This window comes from Halorubrum orientale (genome assembly GCF_059623105.1).
This window is the reverse complement of the sequence record NZ_JBSPSR010000004.1, coordinates 95112-115816: the sequence shown is the minus strand read 5'-3', so window position 1 is coordinate 115816 and position 20705 is coordinate 95112. Positions and strand designations below refer to the sequence as shown.

22 protein-coding genes and 1 pseudogene are annotated in these 20705 nt (G+C 65.4%); 12 read left to right on the top strand and 11 right to left on the bottom strand.

The genetic code is table 11. The features are described from left to right. Positions 1-3: 3 nt before the first annotated feature. A complete protein-coding gene (locus ACWUI7_RS05420; protein ID WP_496641204.1) occupies positions 4-1476 on the bottom strand; it encodes an amidohydrolase in 1473 nt (490 codons plus the stop codon). Positions 1477-1627: 151 nt separating this feature from the next. Between ACWUI7_RS05420 and ACWUI7_RS05415 the strand changes: the two genes are divergently transcribed. From ACWUI7_RS05415 to ACWUI7_RS05400, 4 genes are all read left to right on the top strand, one after another. Beyond that, complete coding sequence (locus ACWUI7_RS05415; RefSeq protein ID WP_496641203.1) at positions 1628-3229, top strand: HTTM domain-containing protein; 1602 nt, start codon at positions 1628-1630, stop codon at positions 3227-3229. 105 nt (positions 3230-3334) lie between these two features. Further along, entirely contained in the window at positions 3335-4102 is a 768-nt protein-coding gene (locus tag ACWUI7_RS05410) for an SDR family oxidoreductase (protein WP_496641202.1), read from the top strand. A gap of 262 nt (positions 4103-4364) precedes the next feature. Next, positions 4365-5726 carry an NAD-dependent succinate-semialdehyde dehydrogenase gene (locus ACWUI7_RS05405; protein ID WP_496641455.1) on the top strand — a complete coding sequence of 454 codons (1362 nt, stop codon included), beginning with the start codon at positions 4365-4367 and terminating at the stop codon, positions 5724-5726. A 179-nt stretch (positions 5727-5905) separates the two neighbouring features. Further along, positions 5906-6127 (top strand): hypothetical protein, encoded by a 222-nt coding sequence (locus ACWUI7_RS05400; protein WP_496641201.1) that lies wholly within the window; start codon positions 5906-5908, stop codon positions 6125-6127. 503 nt (positions 6128-6630) lie between these two features. Here the strand turns inward: ACWUI7_RS05400 and ACWUI7_RS05395 are convergent. From ACWUI7_RS05395 to ACWUI7_RS05385, 3 genes are all read right to left on the bottom strand, one after another. Further along, positions 6631-7119, bottom strand: a complete 489-nt coding sequence (locus tag ACWUI7_RS05395) for a hypothetical protein (RefSeq protein ID WP_496641200.1) — start codon at positions 7117-7119, stop codon at positions 6631-6633. 146 nt (positions 7120-7265) lie between these two features. After that, positions 7266-7700: a universal stress protein gene (locus tag ACWUI7_RS05390; RefSeq protein ID WP_496641199.1), complete on the bottom strand. Its 435-nt coding sequence runs from the start codon at positions 7698-7700 to the stop codon at positions 7266-7268. A gap of 111 nt (positions 7701-7811) precedes the next feature. Further along, entirely contained in the window at positions 7812-8318 is a 507-nt protein-coding gene (locus ACWUI7_RS05385; RefSeq protein ID WP_496641198.1) for a universal stress protein, read from the bottom strand. A gap of 142 nt (positions 8319-8460) precedes the next feature. On the opposite strand from ACWUI7_RS05385, the gene ACWUI7_RS05380 reads away from it, so the two are divergent. Further along, positions 8461-9192, top strand: coding sequence for a ZIP family metal transporter (locus ACWUI7_RS05380; protein WP_496641197.1), 732 nt, complete (start codon positions 8461-8463; stop codon positions 9190-9192). A 16-nt stretch (positions 9193-9208) separates the two neighbouring features. On the opposite strand, the gene ACWUI7_RS05375 is transcribed toward ACWUI7_RS05380, so the two are convergent. After that, a complete protein-coding gene (locus tag ACWUI7_RS05375; protein ID WP_496641196.1) occupies positions 9209-9670 on the bottom strand; it encodes a hypothetical protein in 462 nt (153 codons plus the stop codon). A gap of 107 nt (positions 9671-9777) precedes the next feature. Between ACWUI7_RS05375 and ACWUI7_RS05370 the strand changes: the two genes are divergently transcribed. The 7 genes from ACWUI7_RS05370 to ACWUI7_RS05340 all read left to right on the top strand — a co-directional run bounded on the left by ACWUI7_RS05370 (position 9778) and on the right by ACWUI7_RS05340 (position 15421). Continuing rightward, positions 9778-10380, top strand: a complete 603-nt coding sequence (locus ACWUI7_RS05370) for a metal-dependent hydrolase (protein WP_496641454.1) — start codon at positions 9778-9780, stop codon at positions 10378-10380. Positions 10381-10442: 62 nt separating this feature from the next. Continuing rightward, entirely contained in the window at positions 10443-11087 is a 645-nt protein-coding gene (locus ACWUI7_RS05365) for a hypothetical protein (protein ID WP_496641195.1), read from the top strand. Then, positions 11084-11743 (top strand): DUF2238 domain-containing protein, encoded by a 660-nt coding sequence (locus tag ACWUI7_RS05360; protein WP_496641194.1) that lies wholly within the window; start codon positions 11084-11086, stop codon positions 11741-11743. The genes ACWUI7_RS05365 and ACWUI7_RS05360 overlap by 4 nt, the downstream gene beginning before the upstream one ends. Positions 11744-11821: 78 nt before the next feature. Next, entirely contained in the window at positions 11822-13876 is a 2055-nt protein-coding gene (locus tag ACWUI7_RS05355) for a receiver/sensor box histidine kinase (RefSeq protein WP_496641193.1), read from the top strand. Positions 13877-13942: 66 nt separating this feature from the next. Then, positions 13943-14491: a hypothetical protein gene (locus tag ACWUI7_RS05350; protein WP_496641192.1), complete on the top strand. Its 549-nt coding sequence runs from the start codon at positions 13943-13945 to the stop codon at positions 14489-14491. A 103-nt stretch (positions 14492-14594) separates the two neighbouring features. Next, positions 14595-15116, top strand: coding sequence for a Holliday junction resolvase Hjc (gene hjc / locus ACWUI7_RS05345; protein ID WP_496641191.1), 522 nt, complete (start codon positions 14595-14597; stop codon positions 15114-15116). A gap of 92 nt (positions 15117-15208) precedes the next feature. After that, positions 15209-15421: a DUF7472 family protein gene (locus ACWUI7_RS05340; protein WP_496641190.1), complete on the top strand. Its 213-nt coding sequence runs from the start codon at positions 15209-15211 to the stop codon at positions 15419-15421. Positions 15422-15436: 15 nt separating this feature from the next. On the opposite strand, the gene ACWUI7_RS05335 is transcribed toward ACWUI7_RS05340, so the two are convergent. The 6 genes and pseudogenes from ACWUI7_RS05335 to ACWUI7_RS05310 all read right to left on the bottom strand — a co-directional run bounded on the left by ACWUI7_RS05335 (position 15437) and on the right by ACWUI7_RS05310 (position 20609). Beyond that, positions 15437-16588, bottom strand: coding sequence for a DNA primase (locus ACWUI7_RS05335; RefSeq protein ID WP_496641189.1), 1152 nt, complete (start codon positions 16586-16588; stop codon positions 15437-15439). An 81-nt stretch (positions 16589-16669) separates the two neighbouring features. Next, a complete protein-coding gene (locus tag ACWUI7_RS05330; protein WP_496641188.1) occupies positions 16670-17467 on the bottom strand; it encodes an ABC transporter permease in 798 nt (265 codons plus the stop codon). Beyond that, positions 17464-18507 carry an ABC transporter ATP-binding protein gene (locus tag ACWUI7_RS05325; protein WP_496641187.1) on the bottom strand — a complete coding sequence of 348 codons (1044 nt, stop codon included), beginning with the start codon at positions 18505-18507 and terminating at the stop codon, positions 17464-17466. The genes ACWUI7_RS05330 and ACWUI7_RS05325 overlap by 4 nt, the downstream gene beginning before the upstream one ends. Positions 18508-18580: 73 nt before the next feature. Further along, positions 18581-18766, bottom strand: a pseudogene (locus ACWUI7_RS05320) (HVO_2922 family protein); the annotation flags it as partial. A 128-nt stretch (positions 18767-18894) separates the two neighbouring features. Then, positions 18895-19557: a protein sorting system archaetidylserine decarboxylase gene (locus ACWUI7_RS05315; protein WP_496641453.1), complete on the bottom strand. Its 663-nt coding sequence runs from the start codon at positions 19555-19557 to the stop codon at positions 18895-18897. 2 nt (positions 19558-19559) lie between these two features. Next, positions 19560-20609, bottom strand: a complete 1050-nt coding sequence (locus tag ACWUI7_RS05310; protein WP_496641186.1) for an AAA family ATPase — start codon at positions 20607-20609, stop codon at positions 19560-19562. Positions 20610-20705 lie beyond the last annotated feature (96 nt).

Sequence of the window (20705 nt, the reverse complement as noted above, 5' to 3'; positions counted from 1 at the left end):
GACTCAGTTGCTATCGGCCGCGCCCGCGTCGGTGTCGCCCGGTTGCGCCGTCTCGATCCCTGGCTCGAACGTTGGACGCTCGACGCCAAGCAGAGCGTACGGGTCGGCGTCCGCCGGCATCGATGACTCGTAGCCGTCGGCGCCGCCACGAGTCTCGAACTCGTCGATGACGGATGCACGGAGATCCTCGTCGGTGAGGAGTCGGAGGAGGGTTCCGCCGATCGTCTTTGCGGCGTACAGCATCCCTTCAGTACCGGTCGAACCGCTCGCGGCGACCGCCTGCCAGGAGTGTGCTGGCGTCCCGACTGGCCACGTCGCGGTCGTCATCCGCCCGAGCGGAACCAGCTGGCTCACGTCGCCGGAGTCAGTCGAGTACGATCCGACCGCTCCGGCGTCGACCGCGTCGATAGGCTCGGTGAAGTAGGCGACCTCACTGGCCCGGTCGCGGTCGGCTGGCTCGAGCTCGGCGAGCTGTTCGGAGACGTCGCCGAGCGACGCACGAAGGTCGGCGGCCAGCGGGTCGTCGACGGTGAATCCGCCGAGTTCGGCCATCGTCTCGCGGATCGCGTCGCCGAGCGCCTCGTTCGGACGAACACCGTACACGCCACTGGTTTTCGTCACCTCGACGTCGACGTCTGCCATGAGCGCCGCGCCACGTGCCGCGTCTTCGAACCACGCGCCGACTGTCTCGACGAGCTCGCGGCTCGGCGCTCGCACGAGGTACTCAGCCGCCGCTTCTGGGGGCACGACGTTTGCGGCGTCGCCGCCGTTCGTGATCACATAGTGGAGCCGGACCGGGTCGGGCACGTGCTCGCGCATGTACTCGACGGCGGTGTTGAGCAGCTGGATCCCGTCGAGTGCTCCCCGGCCGGCCTCGGGTGCCGCGGCCGCGTGCGAGGAGGTTCCCTCGGCGGTCACAGTGAAGCTATCGACGGCCAGACACGACCCCTTCGTCGGGGCGTTGTACCACCCAGGGTGCCAGGAGACAACCGCATCGACGTCATCGAACGCCCCGGCGCGGGCGAGGTACACCTTCCCCGAACCCGCCTCCTCGGCCGGCGTGCCGACGTACACGACGGTCCCCGCGACACCCTCGTCGATCGCATCTGCGACAGCGAACGCGGCTCCCAGCGACCCGACCCCGAAGAGGTTGTGACCACAACCGTGGCCGGCGCCGCCCGCCTCAACCGGGTCCCGCGTGGCGCTCACGCGCTGTGAGAGTCCGGGCAGTGCGTCGTACTCGCCCATCGTCGCGACGACCGGATCGCCGTCGCCGTACCGCGCGAGAAACCCCGTCTCGACGTCGCCGACGCCCACGGTGACGTCGAAGCCTCGGTCGTCGAGTGCAGTGACGAGTCGCTCGGCGGCGTACGTCTCTTCGAACGCCGTCTGCGGGTGTTCCCAGATGTCGCGCGCGAGCGCGGTGAGCTCGTCGCGGCGAGCCTCGACCGAATCGGTGACGTCGTGGAGTTCCATGCGGATATCTCACACAGGTCCTGCAAAAAGCGTTCGGCCCCGGCCAGACGGGCCTGGTACCGCGGGGGTTGACGCGCCATCGTGCGCCAACAGCTATACGTTTGCCCGACGTGATCAGTCACTCACTCGCACTGATATTGTTCGAGACCCTATGAGCTCGGCGGACCCGACGGCCGACGACGCGCCGCAGTCAACGAGTGACGACGTCCCCACAGACGCTTCTGAGTCACGCCGAGAGAGCGCCCGCCGGGCCGTTCGCCGCGTGATCCGAGCCCGTGTGACCGTCGATACCCGGTCGCTTGCGGCTGTGCGAATCGGCCTCGCGGGGACGCTCCTCGTCGACCTTGTCTGGCGCGCCGGGAGTCTGGAGCGGTTCTACACCGACGCGGGCGTCTATCCGCTTGCCGTCCACGAGGCCGCGTACGGTGAGTTCGCTCGCCTCTCGCTTCACGCGCTCTCTGGTGCCCTCTGGGTGCAGTGGCTGCTCGTTCTCGTCGCGGGGGTGCTCGCGCTCGCGTTCGGGCTCGGCTACCGCACGCGACTCACCGGGGCGCTCTCGCTGTTGTTGCTACTCTCGATTCACGTCCGCAATCCGGCGGTACTCAACGGTGGTGACCGGCTGCTCCGCGTGTTGCTCGTCGTCGCGCTCGCGACACCGCTCGGCGAGCGGTGGTCGGTCGACGCGCTGCGTCGGCGGTCGGCCCGCGAGCGAGTCGCGACCGCCGGGACGACCGCACTCCTCGCACAGCCGCTCGTCGTCTTCGCGATCAACGCCGTGGAAAAACACGCCGGGTCGACGTGGTACGCCGGCGACGCCCTCGTGATCGCCCTCGCTAACGCGGCGATCGCCACCCCGCTCGGCGCCGCCGTCGCCGACCACGCCGGGGTCGCAGCCGCGCTCACCTACGGGTGGGTCGTGTTGCTCGTCGGTGCGCCCGTCTTTCTGCTCGCCCCCGCGGGACGCTATCGGCTCGTGAGCGTGGCAGCGTACCTGAGCGCGTTCGCCGGGATGGCACTCACGGTCTCGGTGGGTGTGTTTCCGCTCGTGCTCACGACGGCGGTGCTCGCGTTCGTGCCGACGGCCGGATGGGAGACGCTCGCCCGACACCTGCGGTCGACGCCAAGTCGCTGGCGGCCGTCCCCGTCGACGCTGGGCCGCCTCGGTCGCCAGCCGGTCGAGCGTCGGCTCCTCGTGACACTCCGGCGACGGCAGGGCGGGTCGCCTGGCGACGCGCTCGTGGAGACAACCCTCACTGGCGGACGAGTCCTCGCGGCCGCGTTCGGGTGGATCGTGTTGGTGTGGCTGCTCGTCTTCGCTGCGGGCACCGTCGGCGCAGTCGACCTACCAGACCGGCTCGACGACGAGCAAATTAACCAGCAGCGGTGGGGGTTGTACGCGCCGGACCCGACGACTTCGTACAGCTGGTACACGACGGACGTCCGGCTCGCGAACGGCTCGACGGTCCGGATAGCGGGCGAGACGGCGGACCGGTCGCCTGACCATGGAACCGTCTATCCGAGTGTCCGCCACCGCAAGTTCATGTCGGCTGTCGGTCGTTCGGCTCCCGACGGTCCTCTCGCAACCGGGTACGCCGACTGGGCTTGTGCGCGGACTGTGTCGCTTCACAACGCGTCAGTCAACCGAGTGACCGTCATCCAGTTCACGCAGTCGTTCGCTGCCGGTGGACCGGCTGGGTCGCCGACGAGTCGGCCGATTGTCGAGCAGTCGTGTGCGGCCGGGGCAAACGGGTGATGTGGGGACTCAGTTGCGAGCCCGGCCCCGACAGTCTTTGGGCCTCGATGACGTAGCAATGAGTGTGACTCACACAATCGATCGATGCGTCTCCCGGAGAAGCCGATGAGTGCGTCAGCGGCCACCGACGAGACGGCCGACGATGCACCTGTCGTGGTCGTGACGGGTGCGAGCGCGGGCATCGGTGCAGCGACCGCGCGCCGACTCGCGGCCGACGGGACGCGCGTCGTGCTCGCGGCTCGGCGGGCCGAGCGACTTGAGGCAGTTGCCGACGACTGCCGGTCGGCCGGCGTCGAGACCGCCGTCGTCCCGACCGACGTCACCGACCGCGCGGCAGTCGAAGCGCTGTTTACCGCGGTCGAAGAACGGTTCGGGCGACTGGACGGCGTCGTCGTCAACGCCGGTATCGGCGAGGAGCACACCGACGCGGTCGATGCGCTTCCGGTCGAGCAGTTCGAGGCAGTGACCGAGACGAACGTCCACGGAGCCTTTTATACGACCCGTGCGGCGCTCCCCGCACTGCGCGAGCACGGCGGGACGGTCGTGTTCGTCGGCAGCTACAAGGGTATCTATCCGAGCACGTCGAGTCCGGTGTATGCTGCCTCGAAGTGGTGGCTTCGGGGATTCGCCAAGAGCGTCGCCGGGCAGGTCGGGCCCGATGGCGTCGCCGTCACGATCGTGAACCCGACGGGCGTTCGCACCGAGTTCGGCTCGGAGTTCCGTGACCAACTGAACGCCGAGGCGCTCGATCCGTCGACGACTGTGGGCGTCGACGACGTCGCCGACGCGATCGCCTTCGCGCTCGCACAGGACTCGCCGACAGCGGTCGCCGAACTCAATCTCTTCCGACAGGACATCCACGAGCGGTTCTGAGTGAGCAGCGGAACCGGCGGGGGTGTTCGAGGCCGGTGACGGCGCTCGAGACTGGACCTCGGTGTAACCATATACAATAACACTGTCCACGCTCGGATGCACCCGCTCTGTGATTCCCATCTCGAGTGTCACGGATTCGTTACCCGCGGTAGTCGACCGGATTCAGGGGGATTCGGTGCTTGGGCGGGACTACTATCGGTTGCCCCTTGACACACGTTTATTTCACCGACGCCCGTCAGTTCCGCGTGTATTCATGGACTCCATCACCGCGGTGAACCCGGCCACCGAGGAGACGGTCGAGACGTACGAGCCGGCCACGGAAGCCGACGTCGAAGATGCGCTTTCGCGCGCCGACGAGGCGTTCGACTCGTGGCGCGACCGCCCGATCCGCGAGCGTGAAGCACACCTCGAACGCGTCGCAGAGCTCCTGCGGGAGCGAACCGACGAGTACGCCGAGCTGATGACGCGCGAGATGGGGAAACCGATCGCACAGGCGCGTGCAGAGGTCGAAAAGTGTGCGTGGGGGTGTGAACACTACGCTCAGCACGCAAGCGCATATCTTTCGGCTGAGCACTACGCGAGTCCGCCCGGAACCACGGCCAAGACGGTGTATGACCCGCTCGGAGTCGTTCTTGCGGTGATGCCCTGGAACTTCCCGTTCTGGCAGGTGATCCGTTTTGCGGCACCGTACCTCACCGCCGGGAATGTCGGCGTACTCAAACACGCCTCGAACGTCCCGGGCTGTGCGCTCGCCTTGGAGCAGCTGTTCCGTGACGCTGGCTATCCGGAGGGCGTTTTTCAGTCGGTGCTCGCACCCTCGGATCTCGTTGACGACGTCATCGCCGACGACCGGGTACAGGCAGCGACGCTGACTGGCAGCGGTCCGGCAGGACGCGCCGTGGCGTCGACAGCCGGCGATCAGCTGAAAAAGACCGTCCTCGAACTCGGCGGGAGCGACCCATTTGTCGTCCTCGATGATGCCGATCTTGAGACGGCCGCCGAACGCGGCGCGTGGGCGCGCAACCAGAACGGCGGACAGTCGTGTATCGCCGCCAAACGGTTCGTCGTTGTCGACGACGTCTATGATGCGTTTGTCGATCGACTCGTCGCTGAGACCGAGGCACTGACCGTCGGCGACCCGCTTGATCCGTCGACGGACGTCGGCCCGCAGGCGAGCCCCCGGTTCCTCGAGACGCTTCACGACCAAGTCACCACGAGTATTGAGGCGGGCGCGACGGTCCTCACCGGCGGTGAGCCCCTCGATCGCGACGGCGCGTACTACCCGCCGACGGTGCTTTCGGACGTACCGGCGAACTGCCCGGCTGACTCCGAGGAGCTGTTCGGTCCCGTCGCATCGGTCTACCGCGTCGCCGACGAAGACGAGGCGGTCGCGGTCGCAAACGACACACCCTTCGGTCTCGGTGCGAGCGTCTGGACGACCGACCGCGAGCGTGGCGAATCGCTCGCCCGCGAGATAGACGCCGGCTGCGTGTACGTGAACCAACTGGTCAAATCCGATCCGCGTGTGCCGTTCGGCGGCGTCGGCGACTCGGGTTACGGCCGCGAGCTGTCGGCGATCGGTATCCAGGAGTTCGTCAACCGAAAGACGGTTTGGGTGGAGTGAGCGGGCGTCTCGGCGAGGTGTAACGGGATTCTTTCGTGCAGGGAATTCCCGATACGCATTCGTGGTAGTGAGTCAAACAGTCTGGTGGTGACCCGTGATGAGCCGCCTTGTCCCCGCCGAGTCCGAGCCGTCTGTGTGGTCTGCTGATCGATGGCGCCCCGGAGAGAGGGGTAGGTAAGATGCAACCGTTCGCGTTTTTCGGCATCCCTCGTCCCGACGAGTGTCTCGGTACGATCGGAATCCTCGCGAGTGTCGTCTTGGCCATCGTGGGGTTTGCGATCGTTGGCTTCTCTGGTGGGAGTCTACTTGGATTTTCACTGCTCGCTGTGGCCGTCGTCCTCGGCATCTCCTCGTCTATGTATTGCCTGAAGTGGGGTGCGTCTGGTGGGCGCCCTACGTGACAATACCGTGGCACACGAGCGGGATCCGTGTCACCTGTGTTGGGTCGATTTGCTCTCCGATGATGTGAAAAAGACGGTGGTTGCGTGAACAACGCGAACACGACTCCGTGACACACGGACATCCATTAGCCACCCCCTCGCAATACGTGTACGATGCCGGCGATGTGAGTGAGACGGTCCAGGACATCCGGGCACGAATTGCAGCCACACCCTCCCCAGCCGATTCTGTACATCTGTGGCGGCAGTTATGTGATCAACACGACCGCAAAACACCCGGACACTCCTTTAGCCACACCCTCTCCAGCCGATTCTGTACGAGTGTGAGGATAGCTGCGTCATCGATACGACCGCGCGACACCCGGACACTTCTTTAGCCACACCCTCCCCAGCCGATTCACTCGTCGCCATTGGCGACTCGTTTCATCCCTCGCACGCGCTCGCAAGCCCGCCTCCGGCGAGCTCACGAGGCGCGCGCCACCGTGACAGTCCTCCGTGTGGTCGACTCAGGTGTCTGATTTTCGGTCGCTTCTGACCGTGCTGCCGAGCACGAGCGCGCCAGCGATGATCACGAGGTTCTTCACAATGTACTGGCCCTCGACGGTCAGCGCGTGCGGGAAAGTGACGTAGACGACGTCCGGGAGCAACACCATCGGTAGGAACGTCCCCGGTAGCTGGAACGCCAACAGCAACAAGCCCACACGGGTCAGCGGCGGATAGAGCAGACAGATCCCGATTAGTACCTCCCATACCCCGAGGATCGGTACGAACACCGACGGCGGGAAGATGTACACCGTAGAGGCGACGAGGTCAGCCGCCGGCGACACACCGAGCACCTTCAGCGCGCCGAACCAAACGAACACCACACCGACGGCGACCCGCAACGCAGGAATACTCCACCGGTCCATTATCGATGCGATGGTCGCATCGAGCGCGTCGAATCGGTCGCGATACGACGAGAAACGGTCGTTGTCTTCGCGATTGGAGGTCGCCATGATATACTGTAATCTGGGTGCTAGAGGGGCTAAAACCCTTCTACGTGCCGATCGACCGTGTACGTTCTACGTGTCGGTCGACCGTGTACGGTGAGCGGTGGCATCAAGGCCCCTCTCGTCGTCCACCACCGACTCGCCACCGACGTTCACGCCTCTGTTGGACCGGTCACGGCGACGACGGGGACGTCGACGGTCCGGATGACTCGCTCTGTTACCGATCCGAGGAAGTGTCGACCGACTCCCTCACGGCTGTGTGTCGCCATCACTACGGCGTCGATATCGTTGTCATCGACGTACTCGGCTATCGCACGATGGACCGTCCCCGACATTACCGCGGTCGTCGTTTCGACGCCCCGGTCGGCGCCAGCCGTGGCGACGCGCTCGACCGCCTCCTCGCCCAGCCGTCGAATATCGGAGACCGCCTGCGGATACTTGCCGTCGATATGTTCGAGTGGCCCGCTGTCGGTCACGAACAGGCCGTGTACGCGCGCATCACACACGGCTGCGAGGTCGGCTGCCTCCTCGATGGCCGCCTCGGCCCGATCGCTCCCGTCGGTAGGTGCTAGTATATTAGAGTACATGCATTACTCTACACGACTAATCGACATAAAACCTCCCGTCACGCGCGGTCGGGTGGTTGTGTTGCAATCGCGAGTGGATCGTGACGGTGTCCACGCCCGTTCGGTCTCAACTTAGTCGCCGCCGGCACGCACGGTCAACACCGGGACGTCGGCGAGTCTTACGACCTTCTCGGCGACGCTCCCGAGCAGGTACTTGTCGAGTCCTGTCCGGCCGTGTGTCCCCATCACGATGGCATCGATGTCGTTCTCGTCTGCGTACGCTAAGATTACCTCGTGGGGGGTGCCGCTTTTGACGACGGCCTCGGTTTCGACGTCACCAAACTCCTCGCTTGCCGTCTCAACGAACTCGGCTGCACGCGCTTTGACCTCGGCGTGCAGCTCCGCGGTACTCTCGCGTTCGTCGGCCATCCCGCCCGGGCCGCCGGTCACTTTTCCTACCATTCCGGAGGGGTTGTCTGTCTGTGGGTCGCTGCCTAAGCCGATTCCCGGCGGCCGGGTGTCGATGCTATAGAGCACGTGTACCGTCGCGTCACAGAGTTCGGCCAACGCTCTCGCCTCGTCAAGTGCCGCGCTCGCGCCGTCGCTCCCGTCAGTCGGGAAGAGGATGTGATCGTACATTGGTCTCACCCGGGCGACTCCCGGACGATATTGTACGCTCTCTTGTATGTTAGCTGTTGTGATCGTTCGTGTACGTCGACAGATTCTCCCGATGGGACACGCACACAGATCGTTTTTGTGTTGGCTAGACAACCACTCATCCGTGATCTTCTTTCAAACTACGTTCGCGTGGATCGCCGCGTTCGCCGTCGTCGCTGCCGTGGTGAACACGCTTGGCATCGTCGCGATCGTCCGCTACCGTGAGCAAGCAGAGCGGTCGCTCCCGTTTTTCATGTGCTTTGCCGCCGGCGTACTCCTCACCACGCCGCTCGTGCTCGCGTTTCCAACCGCGGTCACCGCCCACCCGGACGCCGGATTTGGGGCGCTTGCCGGCTTCCTCTTTTTGTACCTCTCGAACGTCGTCATCGCCCGATATACCGGTGAAGAAACCCTCGCGTTCGGCGTGACGGCCGCCGAGGGAATCGGGACCCACTCGCTCGTCGATGGGGTCGTCTACACCGTCACGTTCAATATCTCGTTGCTCACCGGCGTCCTCGCCGGAACCGGTCTCGTCGTCCACGAACTCGCCGAAGGCGCCATCACGTACCTCGTCTTCCTGAAAGGGGGATTCACCGAACGCGCTGCGGCGGTATACGCGTTCTTCGTCGCTGCGGCGACCACGCCACTCGGGGCGTTCCTCGCGTACCCACTCGTCAGCGGTCTCGACTCACGTGCGCTCGGGCTCCTGTTAGGATTCGTCTCGGGCGTTCTGGTATACCTCTCTGCAGCTCACTTGCTCCCCGAAGCCCGCTCGTACAAGGCGTCACACTCGGCGGTCGCGTTCCTCGCCGGTGTCGGGCTCGCGTTATTCATCGTCTTCGCGCGAGGCGGGTGAGCGCGGCGGTCGGACCTCACCCGAGCTGGTGTGTCCCGACGAAGGTCGTGGTCGCCCCGTCGGACCTAACAGTGACTTCAACCGTCACCCAGCCGCTGGCCGTCCGCACCCGCTCTACAGCGCCGTCGTCCCAGCTGGCCCGGTGCGTCAGCGTTCGCGTCTCACCGGGTTCGAGATCACCGACGAGATCCGTCCGCGTCCAGAGTGGGGCTCCCTCGGCCGTCTGTCCGGGGAAGACGGCCGCCCGAACCGAGACGTTCGTCGCGAGCGTCGATCGCGTGTTCGTGAGCGTGAGGTCGGCGGCCCCACAGCTCGGCCCGCACAGCCGCGGCTCGCTCACGTCAAGCGCGAAGCGATCCGCGTTGTCGTCGGTCGTCGGTTCGACGGTCACCTCTGTGCCCATCGTCGCAAGCGACCCTGGCCCGAGCGCGTACACGCCTACGGCACAGAGGAGGACCACGAGCAGGAGCCGACGCATCGTCGGCTCTACACGCCGCCGGCACAAAGTCTCCCGGGCCGGTCTCTCACCTCTCCGTCGGCCGGCCGAAGTACATATGACGTCTAAGCGCGTAGATGCGCCTATTCATGATGCTCCCGACACACGCGATGGTCGGGCTGGCGCTCGCGACACCGGTGTCACTCCTCGCTCCCGAGGTCGCTCCCGCCGCGCTGACGGGCTCGCTCGCGGGGAGCGTCGCGCCGGACCTCGATCTGTACGCAGGGCACCGACGCACGCTCCACTACCCGACGCTGTACGCGCTGGTCGCGTTCCCGGCGCTCGTCGTCGCGCTCCTCGTCCCGACTGCCGTGAGCGTCGCTGTCGCCGCCTTCCTCGTCGCCGCGACGACCCACTGTCGGATGGACCGATACGGCGGGGGACTCGAGCTACGCCCGTGGGAGGCGACCTCCGAGCGGGCCGTCTACGACCACGTTCGCGCGCGGTGGCGCCGACCGAAACGCTGGATCCAGTACGACGGCTCGCCTAGTGATCTCGCGGCGCTCTCTGCGCTTGGTGTCCCGCTCTGGGTCGTCCTCGACGGTCCGTTCCAGCTCGTTGCTGGACTCGCGCTCGCTGTTGGCGGCGTGTACGCCCTACTCCGCCGCCGGCTCGCCTCGTTTGCCCCTGTGATCGTCGGGTACGCTCCGAGTCGGGTACGTCGATACGTGCCCGACCGGTATCGGCTGTGAACGCGTGGCGGTGACGAGCCGTCCCGCGTCGTTTTGTGTCAGCACGCCGAACGCCTAGGTGTATGGGTGACGACGGCGAACCGACCGATCGTCCGGATGCACTCACACGGCTCCTACGGGAGGGACGACTCAACGCGGTCGTCGCGTGGATACTGGTCGGCGCCCTCGCGGTCGTCTTCATCGAGAGCGTCCTTGACCGCGACGTTGGGTGGATCGTCTTCGTCGCCGTCACCGCACTGATCGTCCTCATCCCACCGATTGCCGCGCGGTCATGGTGGGCGATGCTTCCTTGGGAGCTCCTCGTACTTGCACTCGCTCCCATCCTCATCCGTGGACTCGTCGGCGGCGAGGTCAGCACCGTCGGTGCGTCACTCTCTGTCGCTGGGTTTGCGCTCGTCGTCGCCGTCGAGCTTCGGGCGTTCAGTTCGCTCCGACTCACTCGGTGGTTCGCCGTTGTCTTCGTCGTCTGTGCGACGCTCGCGTCGGCGGGCGTGTGGGCGATCGTTCGGTGGACGCTCGATCGGTGGGTCGGGACGACGTTGCTCATCACCCCAAACAGCTCGGCTGAGGCGGCAAACGAGGCGTTGATGATCGAGTTCCTCTGGGTGACACTCGCCGGGCTCGCGGCCGGTCTGCTCTTCGACGCGTACCTGTCGCGCCGGGATGCACAGCTTCGTCGGCGGATCGAGGCGGTGATCCGACGGTGAGCCCGCCGCTCGCCGCAGTTCGTCGTCGGTCGTTGCCGCGTCCCTCGGTACGCACCCAACGGCGGCTCACCCGTCTCCTTCAGGCTGTGCTGGTCGCCGTCATCGTGTACGGTGTCCTGTACTCGCGGCCAAAGGCCATCACGAATGGGTGTCTCGCGCTTGCGGTCACGCTCACCCCGGCGCTCCTCGAGCGGAACTATGCGGTCCCGCTTGACCCGTGGTTAGGCCTCTGGATCACCCTTGCCGTGCTCGCACACACTCTCGGGTCGGCGGGGTTGTACGCGACCATCGAGTGGTGGGATCATCTCACACACGCGTTGTCGGCGACGATTGTCGCGGGTGTCGGCTACACCGTGACACGCGCGCTGGACGTCCACCACGACGACATCCAGCTGCCGCGCCGGTTCGCCTTCGCGTTCATCCTCGTGCTCGTCATGGCGTTCGGCGTCGTCTGGGAACTCTTCGAGTTCGGCCTCGACGTCTTCGCCACGCAGACCGGCGTCAACATGCCGCTCGCACAGCACGGGCTTGACGATACGATCGGCGACCTGCTGTTTAACGCCGCGGGTGCCGTTATGGTCGCGGCGTTCGGACAGGTGTACCTCTCCGGGACGGTCGAAACGCTTCTCGAGGTGCTTGAGCGCGGCTCGGGGTGAGCCACCGTCGCCTCACTGTCGAGACGAGAGTCTGCGGTCGCAACGATTATTATCGCCTGCTCACGTGTCCTGGTGTGTATGGGCGAATCCAACGAACCGGTCTATGTCCTCCACGTTGAGGACGACCCTGGGTTCGCCGAGTTGACCGCGACGCTACTGGAGCAAGCTGCCCCCCGAATCGACGTCCAGACCGCCCCTGACGCCGACGCAGGGATGGCAGCGCTCCGTGCACACTCGGTCGACTGTGTTGTCACCGACCACGATATGCCCGGCCGCACCGGGGTTGAGTTCCTCCGATCGGTTCGAGAGCAGTGGCCGGAGCTGCCGGTCATCGTCTTCAGCGGAACAGATACTGCCTCCGTCGTGACCGACGCCATCGACGCGGGCGCCACGGATTGGCTCCGGAAGGAATCGGGAACCGAGCAGTACACCATCCTCGCGAACCGGATTCGACACGCAGTCGACGCTACCCACACGCGTCGCCAGCTGGCCGAACGGACCCGCCGACTCGAAGCCCTCAGCGATCGGACCCACGCGCTCACATACACACAGACACCGACCGAGACGGCCCAGCTTGCGGTCGACACGGCTGACGACCTCATCGATGCACCGCTGACGGGTGTCCACCTGCTGAACGCAGACGAGACCCGGCTCGAGCTCGTTGCGCACGCGGACGCCGTCCCCGAGCTGTTCGACGAGCCACCGACGTACCATCGGTCGAGCGAGCCGGGCTCACGGGCGCACCTCGTTTGGGAGGCCTTTCGAGCGGCCGAACCGCTACACCTCCCGAAGACGGCCGACGACGATCGACTCACGGAGTCGACGCCGGCGGCGAGTGTCGTGTTGCACCCTCTCGGCGAGCACGGCGTCTTCGTCATCTCTTCACCGGAGCCCGCGGATTTTTCTGAGACGGACGTCCTCCTCGTCGAGATCCTCGCGAACCAACTCGAGGCCGCTCTCGACCGCGTCGACCGCGAACAGACTCTCAAAACCCGCGAGAACCGACTCGAGCGCCTCCACGATGCAACGCGTGAGCTGGTCCGTGCCGACTCACAGCAGGCGATCGCCGAGGAGGTCGTCTGTGCGGCCGAAGACATCCTCGGCTTCTCGGTCGTCATGGTCAGACTCTATGACGACGGTCGAGGCGGCCTCGTCCCGATAGCAGCCTCCGAGATGGTCGACGAGCTGTTCTCTGAGCGACCGGTGTTCACGCCTGACTCCGGTAGTCTCAACTGGGTGTGCTTCGACGCCGGCGAGATGCAGGTATACGACGACATCGAAGCCGATACCGCCGCGGTCGACCGCGGCAGCGGCCTCCGAAGTCTGATGATACTCCCACTCGGCGAGTATGGCACCATCTCCGTCGGCGAGACCGTCCCGGGAGCGTTCGATGCGACCGACACGTTTCTCGCGCGCATCCTCGCGACCGCGACGGAGACCTCCCTCGAAGAGCACGCACAGGAAACAGAGCTCCGTCGTCGCCGTGACGAGCTCGAGCGGCAGAACGAGCGGCTCCAAGAGTTCACAGACGTCGTGAGTCACGACCTCCGAAACCCGCTCACTGTCGCGACGGGGAGGGTGTCACTCGCCAGAGCGGAGAGTGACTTCGAACACCTCGAGACCGTCGAGCGCGCACACGACCGCATGGCCGAGCTGATAGACGATCTGCTCACGCTTGCGCGGGCCGGTGACGTGATCGGCGAGCCTGAACCGGTCGCACTCGATGCACTCGCCGAGGCGTGTTGGGGTCAGGTGAGTACGCACGGCGCCGCCACGCTCGAAGTGCAGAACGACGCCACGATCGTCGCCGACCGAACCCGGCTCCGTCAGCTCCTCGAGAACCTGTTCCGGAACAGCCTCCAACACGGGCGGGCGGACGAGACGGTGCCGATCACGGTTCGGGTTCGGGTCCACGAGGACGGCTTTGCTGTCGCTGACGACGGTACCGGTATCCCCGCAGCCGACCGCGAGAGCGTGTTCGAGGCGGGTTACTCGAGTCACCCCGACGGAACGGGGTTCGGTCTCCGGATCGTCGACCAGATTGCGACGGCCCACGGCTGGGCGGTAACCGTCGAGGAGAGTCCCCCCGGGGGCGCCCAGTTCACCGTGTCGGGCGTCGATATCGTGGTGTGATCGGCACAGACCCGCTTCCGTGTGCGGCCAGCTATATTTATGTCGCCTGGCAGCGGAGGGGGCAGGATGAGAGCCGTATTCGTCGCCATCCTGCTCGTGAGTGTGGTCGCCGCTGCTCCGGTCGGTGCCGCCGTCGTTGGTCCGGCCCCGTTGGATGGAGACGCTGTTCAACTCGACTACACCCCACCGGGTGCGTACACAATCGCGGACCTCGCGACCATCTATAATCAGAACCTCGATGCGGTGCCCGGCTGGTTCCGTGACGTGCTCCCTGCTGGTGACGACGCCGAAGTCGTCGTGTTCGTCTTCGAGAACGATTCGATGGATTCCTCTGGCGAAGTGGACTCGTTTGTCCTCGAACCACGCGCGGACGGCACGATACAGTCGGTACGTAATCCGGAGTTTGTCACGCTTGGTGACAGCGGTGACCGGCTTATCGTGTCGACGACGGCCTCAGCGCTCGGTGCGATCATTGTATCAGACGACCCGGGAATCGAGGCGAGACAGCAGTACGTGGCCGGCGCTATCCGTCTCGAGTCGGAGGGGGACTTCACCAGAGGCATGATGTTGTGGGTATTAGGCGCATTCGACCGCTTCAACGGTTTTTTCGGCTGAACATAGTAAGACCCCGTCACCAGTCTCGTGATCCACCTACGTGCACCGGCGACCCGCCGCGCTTTTAGCCTCCTCGCGGCTAGACGGTGCGTGAGCGTGCGAGGTGAGCACCGACGTGTCAGCGAATCGTAAAGGAGACCGCCGGGAGCGCGAGCTGGTAAACGCCCTTGATGAGGCGGGATTCGCCGTGATGCGGGCCCCCGCAAGCGGCGCGGCCACGACGCGAGAGTTACCCGACGTGCTTGCTGGCGACGGCGAGACGTTCTACGCCATCGAGGCGAAATCCAGTGCCGGTAACCCCATCTACCTCACGGGTGAGGAGGTGGAGTCACTGCTGTATTTCGCACAGAACTTCGGTGCGAAAGCACGTATTGCCGTGCGATTCGACCGCGAGGACTGGTACTTTTTTCACCCCGGTGAGCTGTACACCACCGACGCCGGGTCCTACCGGGTTAAAAAAACGACTGCGCTCGCCGACGGGACCGACTTCCCCGAGTTCGTTGGTGTGACACAAAAGGTCACTCTTGATGCGGTCGGAACCGACCCCGATGCGGAGCGCCGTACGGTGTTAGAAGCCGTCCGCGACGGTCACATGCCAGTCGAAGAGGCCCTCGACGTGTTGTGAACGGCTCTCACCCCGCTATCACGCTTCCGTCGTCACCCGCCCGCGACGGGCGCCATCGAAGTCCTTTTTTAGTGCCGATAGAAACCGGAGGCATGGAAATCGATGCGGAGCTGCGTCGACAGATCACCGTCTCGCTTCTTGCGGCGGCGGTGTTCGTCGGCGGTCTCGTCGCCATCGGCGTGACGTTTGACGGCTCGTCGCTCCCCGAGGCGGGCGCGCTCGCGCTGGTCGGACTTCTCGCTGGATTCGTCCTGTTGATGGCGCTCGTCGGGGCGTACCTCATGCGCGCGAACGGCGACATCTGAGTTTGTTCTGCCGTATCACTCGGTCCGACCGCCATCTGGTACCGCGTCTTCAGCCGACTCCGCCACGCCGGCTACCTCACGCCAGTCGGTGAGGTCGCCGTCGGCCGCCTCGACCGCAGCCTCGTAGTAGCCGAGTGGGTCCGGTGCGACCCGCATATGATCGTCTTCGTTGTGACAGATACCGAGCTTTGCGAGGGTCTCACACGTCGGCGGCGGGTACTGCGTACCACGGTCATCGGCGAGGTATGCCGTCTGATAGCGAATCCCCTCGGCGTTGAGACTCGTCTCCGCACAGAACGCGACGACCTCGTCCGGCGACATTCCGATGCCGACGAGAAATGCCATCAGCGCGAAGCTCTCTGTCGCCGAGAGTTGGACGTCGCGCTCGGCCTTTTCGATCAGGTTCTGCATGCACGGCGGAAACAACGCGGGGACTACCACGTCGACCGGGCCCGCATACGAGCGCTCCCGAAGCAGTCGGCGTAGTTCGTCAACGCGTGACTCCAGCTCCCTGCGGATCACACCGTCGTCCGCCAGCTCGAATGGGAGCCCGTTGCGGACCCGCTGGTCGATAGCTGTCTCGATCGCCCGCAACAGTTCTGTACGGTCGATCCGGACCGCTCCATCGGCGAGCGGTCGGTTAACGAGCCGCCACGACTCCCCCCACGATGGGTCAGAAAGGCGAAGATATGCGCCGACGTCGACCCAGTAGTCGGTTGGCTCTCGCCCGCGCCGTGCCGACTCCGCGGTGACCGCCGTCTGCAGGTCGAATTCGGCTAACACCGTCTGTAGGTCGACGGTCGGCGTCGCAGTCGAGGCGAGTACGTCGTCGCTCGGGAGGTCTGCTTCGATCCGCTCTCGGGCGGTCGCGGCCTCTGCGGCGGCGTATTTATCGATCGCAGGCGCAGAATCGAGCAGCGAGACGAGAATCCGTGCGATCGGGTACGAAAGCAGCTCCGCTTGGGCGTCGTGGTCGACCGCGTCACGACCGAACGCGCCTGCTTCGGGCTCGACGGTACCCTCTAGAAGTGCCCGTTCGACGCGCTCGCGGGCCCGCTCGACGGCCGGCGCGTCGTCGGCGACGAGCGCTGGTAGTGAGGTCGACGCGCCGGCGACGGCATCGCGGGCTCCTTCGAAGAACGGGTACTTCGCGTGGAGCGCGTCCATGTCCGCTCGCTGGTTGTAAGCGCCGGCGAATAAGCGGTGCGGTCCGCTGCGGTCCAGTGTGGGCTCACCGCATCCGCTTGCTCACTCTGTCAGCCCGTACCCGCGGCTGAACAACACCACGTCGATGGCCGCGGCGACCGCGGTCATCGCGACGAGCACGAGAAACGATCTGGCTGGGTCGACCTCGGCGACGCCGAGAAACCCGTACCGAACGCCGTTCACCATGTACACCATCGGGTTGAACAGCGAGACGTCGCGCAACAGCGGTGTGAGGTCTTCGAGTGAGTAAAACACCGCACCGAAGAAGACGAGCGGCCGGAGAATGAACTGGTTCATGACGGTGAGATCGTCGAAATCGCTCGCGGCGAGCCCCCCGATCACGCCGAGGCTCGCGAACAACAACGTGATGACGAGGAGGAATCCGAGCAGGTACAGCGGTCGCTCGAGCGGGACCGGCCGGAAGAGCGCCGACACGATCCCCCACCCGATGGCGGCAACGAGCCCCCCGACGAGCAGTCCGCGAGTCGCAGCCGAGAGGACGTACGCCCACACCATCCCCGTGTACGACAGCGGTGACGTGAGGACCTCGTCGATGTACTCGTTCCATCTGCCGTGAAAAATAGAGAAGGAGGCGTTCTCGAAGCTGTTCGACACCGCACCGAGCACGACGAGACCGGGGAGGATGAACAAAATGTACGGGACCCCAGCTATCGTGCCGACACGCTCACCGAGGATCACCCCGAACACGGAGAAGTAGAGCACGTTCGTGATGAACGGAGGCGCGAACGTGTTGCTCGGCCGCCGGAGAAACCGCAGAATCTCTCGTTTCGTGAGCGTGTAGAAGCCGGTGAGGTCGACAGACCGCGCGCTGCCGCTCATCGAGTTCCTCCGTCGCGCACTAACTCGGCAGGCCGGTCGTCGGTAGCGTCGCCATCGCCCTCCGTACTGTTGTTGCCGGTAGAGAGCGTGCCGTCGCCGGCGTCTTGGTCTGTCGGACGAGTCATCTCGACGAACACCTCTTCTAGTGAAGTCCGTTCAATCTCCATGTCGAGGATGCCGTACGCAGCCTCATCGAGCGCACGAACAAGGTCCGGTGTGATTAACCCACCCTGGCGGGCGGTGACGGTGATCTGGTCGCCCTCGATTTCGACGGCTTCGATCCGGTCGTCGGTGGGAACGACGTCCGTAAGCGCGCGTCGTGAGGTCGGCGGGTCGCGCAGCGTCACGACGACCCGGTCGGCGCCGCGGTCCATCAGCTCGTCCGGTGATGCGACGGTTCGCACCTGTCCGCCGTCGAGGATCGCCACCTCATCACAGAGTCGCTCTGCCTCCTCGATGTAGTGGGTGGTCAAGAGGACGGTCGTGCCCGCCTCGTTCAGCTCTGTCACGAGGTTCCAGAGGTCGCGCCGGAGCTGAACGTCCACGCCAGCGGATGGCTCATCGAGGATGAGCAGGTCTGGGTCGGTCACTAGGGCCCGTGCGATCATAAATCTCCGTTTCATGCCGCCAGAGAGCCAATCAAATCGGGTGTTTCGTTTGTCGTAGATGCCCACCTGTTCGAGGGCATGTTCGGCCCGCGCCGCGGCCTCCTCGCGAGGGACACCGTGATAGCCGGCCTTGTGCTCGAGCACCTCGTGGATCGGAAAAAAGCGGTCGACGTTGAACTCCTGGGGAGCGAGTCCGATGCGGTCGCGTGCCTCTCGGTAGTCGGCTTCGACGTCGTGACCGAACACCCGTGCTTTGCCGCCCGTTGCGCGGACGAGCCCGACGAGTACGTTGATAAATGTCGTCTTCCCCGCGCCGTTCGGTCCAAGCAGGCCGAAAAATGAGCCGTCGGGGACGGTAAGTGACACGCCTTGGAGCGCGTTGACGCCGCCGTAGCTCTTCTGAAGGTTCTCGACCTCCAGTGCGTTCGTCATACCGGATCGATGGCCCGCGAGCGGGTTAAGCAACTCCGTTCGTGTCCGCTATCGCCGGTAGCAGGAGGCAGTCTCAGCGGTCGACGGTCTCGACCGGCGCGCCGGCTGCGTTCGTCTGTACGCTCTCGATACCGCTTCGGGCGCGCTGTTTTGAGGCGTACCCCTCACCAGAGTCAGCGATGACGTTGCCGTTGTCGTGGACGAGCCGCCAGCGCCACTCGTCTGCGGCGTCCGTGTACACCTCGAAGGTTGCCTTGCTCGTGTCAGTCATCACGATAGAACCTGCGGTCAGCATGCACTAAGTGGTTTCCCTGTGCAGCCCGCCCGCGTCGCTTCCGTACTCAGTCCTCATCGCCTCCGTAATTGGCCTTCGTCGCCGGTTTCGGCTCACTCGTCGCCGGTACCATCCCCGGCGTCGGTCGGCAGTTCGGCGATGATCGTCTCACCGGCGCGGACGTCGTCGCCCGCGTTGACGAGCAGGTCCTCGCGGTCGACCGCGGCAGGGAAGACGACATCGGCGCGCGATCCGAACGAGACGTGTCCGACGCGGTCGCCACGGTTGAGTTCGTCACCCGCCTCAACGTGCGGGTGGATCCGCCGCGCGAACCAGCCGGCGATGACGATCACCTCGTAAGTACCGAAGTCGATCACGACCTGCTCGTTGCGGTCGGACTCCTTCGTGAAGGCGGGCCGGTTCGCGCCCGGTCGGTGACGAACCTCTCGGACCGTTCCGGCGATCGGCGCGCGGTTGACGTGGACGTCGGTAACGTTCATGAACACGCCGACGCGAAGCTGCGATCCCTCCTCACGGACCTCCTGTACGGTGCCGTCGGCGGGTGAGACGACGGCCTGGTCCGGATCCGGTGACGTGCGTGTCGGATCGCGGTGGAACCAGAGGATCCCAGCTGTGAGCGCGGCGAACCCGATCCCGATCGGGGGGGCAAACGGCAGGGTCGCCGCCGCGAGCAGCCCGGGAATCAGTGCGAGCCGCCAGGCTGCTTCGACCACCGGAAACGGCATCACTGTCGCGAGCGCCGGGGCGCGACGCACGGTCACGCCTCCACCGGCTCGTGGAAGCCGGCCTGGAGATCGGTTCGTCCGGCCGCCCACGCCGCGAGCAGGTGCGTGAGGTGGAGCCGGTCGTCCATTCCGTCGGCGAGGTCGAGGTCCGCCTCGCCGGCGAGTGCGTGGAGCCGAGCGAGGTCGGCTCCGGTGTATGCCGACCCAGCGCGTGCCGCCTGGAGCATCGCGCGGAGCAGCCCTTGCCCGTCGTAGCCGCCCTCATCGAGCAGGTCGTCGAGCGTCTTTCGCGCGTCCTTCAGCTCTCCCGTGCGAGCGGCGGCGAGCGCCTCGCGGATCGTGTCCTCGTCGCCGACGTCACCGAGGGTCTCGTAGGCCGCCGTCATGGTCACGGCGTCGGCTTCGACGGCCGTCGTCTGCGCGGTGAGAATCGCGCGTCGAAGGTCACCGCCGGCTGCGCTGGCGACGAACTCTAGACCGTCCGTGTCGTACGCGACCTCTTCACGTTCACAGATGGTAGCTAAGACGTCCATAATCTCGTCGGTCGTTGGTGCGCGCAGCCGCACCGGGAAACACCGCGAACGAATCGGCGCGATGAGCTTCGACGGTTGGCGGGTCGCAATCACGAACTGGGTCGTCCGGTGGTGTTTTTCCATCACCCGCCGGAGCGCCTGCTGGAAGTCCTCGCGGATCGCCTCGGCGTTGTCGAGCACGATCGTTTTGTACGCCCCAGACATTGGTGCGTAGGCGGCCGACTCCGTCAGCACGTGGTTTATCATGTCACGTTTCGCCATGCGACGCTTCCCGGTGAGAAAGCCCTCGAACCGGGGATCCGTCCGGACCTGCTTTTTCGTCCGGCCGAAGAAGTCGGCAACGTTGAGCTCAATGAGATCACTCTCGGGCTCGGCGTGGGCCGCCCCGGCGAGTGCGCGAACCGCCGCCGTCTTGCCGGCGCCCGGTGGCCCCTGAACGACTAAGTTCATGGGCTCGTCGACGGCTCGTCGGAGGTGATCGCGGGCCTCGGCCTGGCGGATCTCAGAGAGGGCAGGCGCGTGCGTGTCGATCCATAACGGTCCGTCCATTGGTGAGTAGTCGGTGTTCAGCGCTCAAGAATCGGTCGGTCCCGCGTGATATGTTCGTATCCCGTGGCGTGGTTGCCGTTCCATCGTCGCCGAGCC

Bases quoted from the DNA above. Each gene is read 5' to 3' on its own strand.
- ACWUI7_RS05420 (WP_496641204.1), bottom strand. From the start codon at position 1,476: ATGGAACTCCACGACGTCACCGATTCGGTCGAGGCTCGCCGCGACGAG.
- ACWUI7_RS05415 (WP_496641203.1), top strand. From the start codon at position 1,628: ATGAGCTCGGCGGACCCGACGGCCGACGACGCGCCGCAGTCAACGAGT.
- ACWUI7_RS05410 (WP_496641202.1), top strand. From the start codon at position 3,335: ATGAGTGCGTCAGCGGCCACCGACGAGACGGCCGACGATGCACCTGTC.
- ACWUI7_RS05400 (WP_496641201.1), top strand. From the start codon at position 5,906: ATGCAACCGTTCGCGTTTTTCGGCATCCCTCGTCCCGACGAGTGTCTC.
- ACWUI7_RS05395 (WP_496641200.1), bottom strand. From the start codon at position 7,119: ATGGCGACCTCCAATCGCGAAGACAACGACCGTTTCTCGTCGTATCGC.
- ACWUI7_RS05390 (WP_496641199.1), bottom strand. From the start codon at position 7,700: ATGTACTCTAATATACTAGCACCTACCGACGGGAGCGATCGGGCCGAG.
- ACWUI7_RS05385 (WP_496641198.1), bottom strand. From the start codon at position 8,318: ATGTACGATCACATCCTCTTCCCGACTGACGGGAGCGACGGCGCGAGC.
- ACWUI7_RS05375 (WP_496641196.1), bottom strand. From the start codon at position 9,670: ATGCGTCGGCTCCTGCTCGTGGTCCTCCTCTGTGCCGTAGGCGTGTAC.
- ACWUI7_RS05370 (WP_496641454.1), top strand. From the start codon at position 9,778: ATGATGCTCCCGACACACGCGATGGTCGGGCTGGCGCTCGCGACACCG.
- ACWUI7_RS05365 (WP_496641195.1), top strand. From the start codon at position 10,443: ATGGGTGACGACGGCGAACCGACCGATCGTCCGGATGCACTCACACGG.
- ACWUI7_RS05355 (WP_496641193.1), top strand. From the start codon at position 11,822: ATGGGCGAATCCAACGAACCGGTCTATGTCCTCCACGTTGAGGACGAC.
- ACWUI7_RS05350 (WP_496641192.1), top strand. From the start codon at position 13,943: ATGAGAGCCGTATTCGTCGCCATCCTGCTCGTGAGTGTGGTCGCCGCT.
- ACWUI7_RS05340 (WP_496641190.1), top strand. From the start codon at position 15,209: ATGGAAATCGATGCGGAGCTGCGTCGACAGATCACCGTCTCGCTTCTT.
- ACWUI7_RS05335 (WP_496641189.1), bottom strand. From the start codon at position 16,588: ATGGACGCGCTCCACGCGAAGTACCCGTTCTTCGAAGGAGCCCGCGAT.
- ACWUI7_RS05330 (WP_496641188.1), bottom strand. From the start codon at position 17,467: ATGAGCGGCAGCGCGCGGTCTGTCGACCTCACCGGCTTCTACACGCTC.
- ACWUI7_RS05325 (WP_496641187.1), bottom strand. From the start codon at position 18,507: ATGACGAACGCACTGGAGGTCGAGAACCTTCAGAAGAGCTACGGCGGC.
- ACWUI7_RS05310 (WP_496641186.1), bottom strand. From the start codon at position 20,609: ATGGACGGACCGTTATGGATCGACACGCACGCGCCTGCCCTCTCTGAG.